The following is a 4,893-nucleotide window of genomic DNA, read 5'->3' as shown; positions in this document are numbered from 1 at the left end:
GCCCTAAGTCTGGGTCGCGAGCATCGCTGCCCATGGTCGCCCACGCCTTTCCTGCCACGCCAGCCCGGCCGCCCACCCCGCTGCGCACCGACCTGATGGTCGTGCTGCTGTCGCTGGCCGTGCTGCTGGCCTGGGACCTGAGCGGCCTCGACCTGGCCCTCACGTCGTGGTTCGGCAACGCCCACGGCTTTGCGTGGCGCGATCGCTGGCTCACCGGCACGCTGCTGCACGATGCCGCGCGCTGGCCGGCCTGGCTGCTGTTCGGCGTGCTGCTGGTCGGCATCTGGCGCCCGCTGCCGTTCGCCCGCGGCCTGGCGAAGCGGGAGCGCGTCTGGTGGGTGACGACCACGCTGGCCTGCGTGATCCTGGTTCCGCTGCTCAAGCGCCACAGCGCCACCAGCTGCCCGTGGGACCTGGCCCGCTTCGGCGGCGACGTGCTCGACTACGTGCCGCACTGGCAGTTCTGGAAACGCGACGGCGGCTCGGGCCAGTGCTTCCCGTCCGGCCACGCGTCGACCGCGTTCTCGTTCCTCGCCGGCTGGTTCGCGCTGCGCCGGGTGGCCCCGGTGGCCGCGCGCCGCTGGCTGGCCATCACGCTGGCGTGCGGCAGCGTCTTCGCCTGGGTGCAGGTGATGCGCGGCGCGCACTACCTGAGCCACTCGCTGTGGACCGCGTGGGTGTGCTGGGCGGTCTGCGTGCTGTCCCTGCATGCGCCCCGGCTGCGTCGGATTGCCCCGGCTGCCGGCGAATTGGGCGCGGCCAAGGGTTAACCTCGGGGCATTGCGGACGGGCTGGCCGTCCCCAGATGCACCGATGGAACACCCGACATGATCGAACACATCCAATCCAACCTGCGCGAAGCCCAGCGCGCGCTCGACGCACTGCTGTCCGACGGCCCCGCCCTCGCGAGCGTCGAGCAGGCGGCCGCGCTGCTGATCCAGGTCTTCGAGCGCAAGGGCCGCGTCTACTCGTGCGGCAACGGCGGCTCGATGTGCGATGCGATGCATTTCGCCGAAGAGCTGACCGGCCGCTACCGCGACGACCGCCCTCCCCTCGGCGCCGCGGCGATCAGCGACGCCAGCCACATGAGCTGCGTCGGCAACGACCTCGGCTACGAGCAGGTGTTCTCGCGTTATGTCGAGGCGCACGGCCGGCCGGGCGATTGCCTGCTGGCGATCAGCACCAGCGGCACCAGCAAGAACATCCTGCGCGCCGCCCGCGCCGCGAAGGCGAACGGCCTGTCGGTGATCGCCCTCACCGGCAAGCGCAACCCGGAGTTCGAGGCGCTCGCCGACGTCTACGTCTGCACGCCGGGCGGCCGCTATGCCGACCGCGTGCAGGAGCTGCACATCAAGGTGCTGCACATCCTGATCGAGCTGATCGAGCGCCATTTCTTCCCTGAGAACTATGAGCCCCTCGGTTGACGGGTACATCAACCGATCCCCCAGGGGGATGCGGGCCGGCTTGGGGCGGTCCGGCGCTCGGCCCGCGGCTTCGACAGGAGTTCTGCCATGCAAATAGTCTGCCCCCACTGCCTGACCCGCAACCGCGTGCCCGACGCCCGGCTGGGCGACGACCCGCTGTGCGGCCAGTGCGGCAAGAGCCTGCTGCCGGCGCACCCGATCGAGGTCGACGATGCGAGCCTCGAGCGCCACGTGGCCGGCAACGAGATGCCGCTGCTGGTGGACTGCTGGGCCGAATGGTGCGGCCCGTGCCGCTCGATGGCCCCGCAGTTCGAGGCGGCGCAGCGGCAACTGCCCGGCGTGCGCTTCGCGAAGCTCGACACCGAGGCGGCGCAGCGCAGCGCGGCCGCCTACGGCATCCGCAGCATCCCGACGCTGCTGCTGTTCCGCGGCGGCAAGGAGGTGGCCCGCCGCAGCGGTGCGCTGCCGGCGCAGGAAATCGTCTCGTGGGTGCGTTCGCAGGTGGCGTAGCCCGCCCGGCGCTGTTCCACTCGCGGGTTATTCGAAGGGGCATTTCAGCAATTCGCTGATGGCTCAGCGCGGAGTGCATGGCTATCGTGGCGGCATGCCACTGGCCCTCTACGACCTTCCGAACTGGCTTTTCGGCCTCTTGATCAGCGGCGGCTGGGTCCTGGTCGGGCTGGTCGGCTACGCCGTCTTCCAGCGCGTGTGCCGCGTCACGTTCGCCGAAAGCGACCGCAACCTCGCGATCGCGCTGCTCGGCGTGATCGCCACCATCAACTCGCTGCTGCTCGCGTTCTCGGCGATCTCGGTGTGGGAGTCGTTCGGCTCGGCCGAGAAGGCGGTGCGCACCGAGGCCGTCGTGATGACGGCGCTGGCGCGCGACCTGGTGGTCTACGACACCGTGCCAGCGCGCCAGGCCCGCGACCTGCTGCAGAAGTACGCCGCGGTGGTGGTCGATCAGGAATGGGCCGCGATGCGCAGGGGCGAACTGCCGGAGCAGGCGCGCGACCTGCTCGACGACATGTTTCGCGCGGTCGGCCGCATCGACCCGGCGGGGCCGCGCGAAGCGGCCTTGATGCCGGAGATCTGGGCACGCACCAACGAACTGATCCGGGCTCGCCGGGAACGCACCCAGGCCAGCGAGGCGCAGGTGCCCAGCACGCTGTGGAGCGTCGTCGTGCTGGCGACGATGCTGACCCTGTTGACGACCTACGTGCTGCCGCGCTCTGCGTTCAACATCACCGCGATGGGCCTGCTGTCGGGCGTGTTCGGCCTGGTGTTCTTCTTCATCGCCGCGATGGACCGGCCGTTCGCCGGCTCGGAGAGCATCGGCCCCGAGCCGATCCAGCGGACGATGCAGACGATGGCACGGTGGTCGGCGCAGGCTGCCACGAAGTAGCCGTGCAGTTTTTGCCTTCTGATGGGCGCGATTGCCGCTCAAGCCTGAGCGGCCCTCGAGCCGAGAAAGCTGCTGTGGGACGTCGAGCTGTCGATCAAGATGGCCGATGACTGAGGTCGGTTGCCTCGATGGAGCGGCGCAGGTTGGCGCGAGCCGTTCCCTCCAGGCGTTCAAGGTGGGCATCCGTGTTGAAGAGCCGCGGCCGTGACAGGAAGCCTTGCAGCACGGCGCGGCGCTTCATTCGGTAGACGAACGCCGGCACGTGGAGGTACTCCTCGCGCACCYGCCGCTCATATTCATCGAAGCGCGCGGCGTGAGCGCCGAGGATCGACAGATCCACATCGACCAGTACCTGGGCATCGGGCGTCTCGGGCACGGCATGGTGCTCGGTCGCCATCACCAGCGCGTGCACTCGCGCGGCGGCTTCGGCGTCCCCGCTCAGCGTGATGACCTCTCGCGCCCAGTCGGCGCTGCGCCGCTCGTTGCCACGCGCCTGGGGGTCGTAGACGGCGTCGTGGAACCACAGCGCGATCAGCACTTCGCCCGGGCGCTGCGCAAGGCGCTCGATCTCATCGGCTTGCGCCAGGCATTCCCGCAAGTGCTGCAGCGAGTGGTAGTGCCGCTGCGGCTCGGCGTACGCACTGCACAGGGCCTCGAAGCAGGTGCGCGACGGCTCGGCCAGCCCGGTCGATGCCCACGCGCGCTGCCAGCCTGGAAAGAGATCGTCCACGGCAGTGGCATCAAAGAGCGTGCGAGATGATGCGCCCATCGTAGGCGCAGCTGAGGTAGCCGCCAGGGACGCGCATCACGTCGGTCGCGAAGTCCTCATGGTGTGACTCGGCGCACAGGCCCTGATCGGCCAGGCGCCAGACGCATACACGATTGTCTTCGCCGGCGCTGGCGAGCAGGCCATCGCCGATCACGCGCAGCCGGCGCACCGCCGCACGGTGGGCACGCAGGCTGCGCACCGGGATCCACGCCCCGCCTGAGCGCGCCCAGGTCATGACGCAGCCCTCGCTGTCTCCGCTGGCCAGTCGGTCGATACCCAGCGCGACCACATCACGCAGCGGTGCAGCGCCCGGCAGCGTGGCGATGCAACGGCCGGCACGCAGGTCCCACACACGCAGCGCCCCGTCCTCACTGGCCGAGACCAGCTGCCCCTGCGCGGACTCGGCCAGCGACCACACCCAACCGCCGTGACCGTCGTGCGTCGCGATCAGTGAGCCGTCGGCCTGCCAATGCCGGACAGATCCATCGGCGCCGCCGGTCGCCAACGTGCCGTCTTGCAGAGCGAGCACCGCAAGGCCGCTGCCGGCATGCGCCTTCACGACACGCGTGCACGTCCCTGCTTGCACGTCCCACAGGCGCAGGTCGCCATCGCGCGAGATCGATGCCAGGCTGCCGTCGGCCAGCGCGGCCAGTCCGAGCACCGATTGGCGATGGCCCGGCAGCGTTCCGTGCGACGCACCGTCGAGGCGCCACAGGCGGATCAGCCCGTCGCGTCCACCGCTGGCCAGSAGGTCTTCGCCGAGCCGCGCCATCGTCCACACGTAGCCGTCGTGGCCGGGCTCGAAAGCACCTTGCGGTCGGCTCTCTCCTTCGCGGCGGTACAGCACGTCACTTCGAAGAATGTGCTTCACGCCCTGGGTCACCACCGCGCCTGCATGCCACAGGCTGTGATCGAAGACGATCAGGCTGCCGGCGCAGGGCCGCACGCGGCCGATCTCGCGCGCCGGGGCTCCACCGGTCTCGCCGCCCGGGCCAGCGGAGTAGAAGACGGTGTCGCCGCCGCCGAATGCATCGCCATCGGTGAGGTAGACCATGAAGGTCAGGCACGAGCGGCGATCAGGCCCGCGGTAGTGCACGCCGTCCCGGTGCACATTGAACTGCTGACCCGCGCCATAGCGACAGAATCGGAAACGCTCGTTGAGGCTGTCGAACGCCCAGCGTTGACCATCGAGCAGCAGATGCTCGGGCACGTGCACGAACAGGCGCTCGCCGAGGCGCCGCGCCAGCACYGGATCGTCGACGACCTGGCGTTCGTTGTTGCGGTACGAAGGCGGGTAG

At 69.8% G+C, this 4,893-nt stretch carries 6 protein-coding genes; 4 read left to right on the top strand and 2 right to left on the bottom strand.

The features are described 5' to 3' along the window. The 4 genes from AC1D15_RS18120 to AC1D15_RS18105 form a co-directional block, all read left to right on the top strand. On the top strand, positions 1-770 hold a 770-nt coding region (locus tag AC1D15_RS18120; RefSeq protein ID WP_477827075.1), incomplete at its 5' end, for a phosphatase PAP2 family protein. Positions 771-827: 57 nt separating this feature from the next. Then, positions 828-1,424 (top strand): SIS domain-containing protein, encoded by a 597-nt coding sequence (locus AC1D15_RS18115; protein WP_047504940.1) that lies wholly within the window; start codon positions 828-830, stop codon positions 1,422-1,424. Positions 1,425-1,511: 87 nt separating this feature from the next. Beyond that, a complete protein-coding gene (gene trxC, locus AC1D15_RS18110) occupies positions 1,512-1,934 on the top strand; it encodes a thioredoxin TrxC (RefSeq protein WP_047504939.1) in 423 nt (140 codons plus the stop codon). A gap of 94 nt (positions 1,935-2,028) precedes the next feature. Next, a complete protein-coding gene (locus tag AC1D15_RS18105) occupies positions 2,029-2,826 on the top strand; it encodes a bestrophin-like domain (protein WP_477827074.1) in 798 nt (265 codons plus the stop codon). Positions 2,827-2,920: 94 nt separating this feature from the next. Here the strand turns inward: AC1D15_RS18105 and AC1D15_RS18100 are convergent, their stop codons facing one another. Both AC1D15_RS18100 and AC1D15_RS18095 read right to left on the bottom strand, forming a co-directional pair. Continuing rightward, complete coding sequence (locus AC1D15_RS18100) at positions 2,921-3,595, bottom strand: HD domain-containing protein (protein WP_477827073.1); 675 nt, start codon at positions 3,593-3,595, stop codon at positions 2,921-2,923. After that, a partial coding sequence (locus AC1D15_RS18095) for a 2OG-Fe(II) oxygenase (RefSeq protein WP_477827072.1) occupies positions 3,567-4,893 on the bottom strand: 1,327 nt, incomplete at its 5' end. The genes AC1D15_RS18100 and AC1D15_RS18095, both read right to left, overlap by 29 nt.

Source organism: Rhizobacter sp. P2_H2, assembly GCF_056403375.1.
The sequence above is the reverse complement of the archived record's forward strand: the minus strand, read 5'-3'. Positions and strand labels throughout refer to the sequence as shown.